At 37.1% G+C, this 2,008-nt stretch carries 2 pseudogenes; one reads left to right on the forward strand and one right to left on the reverse strand.

What is annotated here, in order from left to right:
• Positions 1–102 precede the first annotated feature (102 nt).
• Positions 103–311: pseudogene (locus JCM17471_RS13005) on the reverse strand (hypothetical protein).
• 271 nt (positions 312–582) lie between these two features.
• Between JCM17471_RS13005 and mobQ the strand changes: the two are divergent.
• Positions 583–2,008: pseudogene (mobQ, locus tag JCM17471_RS13010) on the forward strand (MobQ family relaxase); the annotation flags it as partial.

The following is a 2,008-nucleotide window of genomic DNA, read 5'->3' on the forward strand; positions in this document are numbered from 1 at the left end:
TCGTAATTTAAAATCTTCCCGATCAATTTTTGTTTTAAACGCGCTTGCTGCTCGACTAGTTTTTCATATTGATTAGACATGGAATTTCCCCATCTCGTATGGCTAATGATCTACGGACTTTACCTTTAAAAATTCAGAAAATTGCTTGGCTAAAAGCTTAATCTGATCGTTAGACAAATTAGCATAATCTAAATTGGCTTGACTGATGATTTGTTTACCTAGACGTTGTTCAATCTTATTTTTTCGTCCTTAATTTTTTGATTAAGGGCTTTTAATTTAGCTTCTTGTTTTTCTAAGTTACTTTGAGACATAACGATCCCTCCAATCATATTAGAAATAATCACCGACACTATATCATAAGGGAAACGTTAAGTCAAAGTATAAAAGTTGAAATAGCGAAGCGGAAGTCATACACTAAAAGTAAATTCAGGAGAATCAGCAGACCAAGTAAAACGAGGTCAATGCGCACTTACACACAACAACTAAAGTTGGTTGTGTTATTGTGCTAAACACTTGTATTAGAAGTCGCCGTTGGCGACAACAAAATCAAGCCCATAAACCCAAATAAAGGTGGTGACCGACATGGCAATTTTTCACATGAGCTTTAGTAATATTAGTGCTGGAAAAGGAAGAAGTGCAATTGCTGGAGCAAGTTATCGAAGTGGCGAAAAATTATTCGATCAAAAAGAAGGTCGAAGTTATTTTTATGCTCGGTCGGTTATGCCAGAAAGCTTTATTTTAACACCAAAGAATGCGCCAGAATGGGCGAGTGATAGAGAGAAATTATGGAACGAAGTTGAAAGAAAAGACCGTCGAGCAAACTCACGGTACGCTAAAGAGTTTAACGTGGCTCTACCAGTTGAATTAAGTGAAGATGAACAGAAAAATTATTGACAAAATATGTACAAGAAAATTTTGTTGATGAAGGTATGGTTGCCGATGTGGCAATTCATAGAGATCACCCAGATAATCCGCACGCTCATGTGATGTTAACTAACCGTCCATTTAACCCAGACGGAACGTGGGGATTGAAAAGTAAACGAGAAAACATATTAGACGAAAATGGGAACAAGACTTATACAGGAAATAGTCGTTTCCCAAGATCAAGAAAGGTGTGGTTAGTTGATTGGGATAAAAAAGAAAAATCAATCAATGGCGGCACAATTGGGCGGCAAGTGTAAATCAGGCTTTAGAGCAAAAAACATTCCTGATCGGATCAGTGAAAAATCATTTGTGGAACAGGGAATAGCTGACACACCAATGCAACACGAGGGAATCAATAGCAAACGGCATGAAAGAAAGGCATTTAATCAACAAGTTAAGAACTATCGTAAGTCCAAAGCTAGCTATAAAAATATGCAGGAGAAAGTAGTTAATCGAGGCCACTTGGATAGCCTAAGCAAACACTTCTCGTTTAACGAGAAAAAAGTGGTCAAAGAGTTAAGCCACGAACTGAAAACTTATATTAGTTTGGAAAGTTAGATGATAAGCGGCGCATGCTATTTAATTGGAAAAACAGTACCTTAATTAAGCACGCTGTTGGTGAAGATGTCACTAAGCAATTATTGACGATTAACCAACAAGAAAGTTCACTAAAAAAGCAGATGAACTCTTAAATAAAGTAGTTGATCGCACGACTAAAAAACTTTATCCAGAGCTTGATTTTGAACAGACAACCGCGGCTGAACGACGGGAATTGATTAAAGAAACTAATAGTGAACAAACGATTTTCAAAGGCAGTGAATTAAACGAACGTTTAATGAATATTCGTGATGATTTATTGGTCCGACAATTATTGACCTTTACCAAACGGCCATACGTTGGCTGGAAGTTATTAATGCAACAAGAAAAGGAAGTCAAAATCGAGCTTAAATATACGCTGATGATTCATGATGATAGCTTAGAAAGTCTAGAACACGTTGATCAAGGTCTACTAGAAAAGTATTCACCAACCGAGCAGCAAAAGATTACTCGCGCAGTCAAAGATTTGCGAACAATCATGGCTGTG

It is taken from the genome of Lacticaseibacillus saniviri JCM 17471 = DSM 24301 (genome assembly GCF_001311785.1).
Lineage (GTDB): Bacteria > Bacillota > Bacilli > Lactobacillales > Lactobacillaceae > Lacticaseibacillus > Lacticaseibacillus saniviri.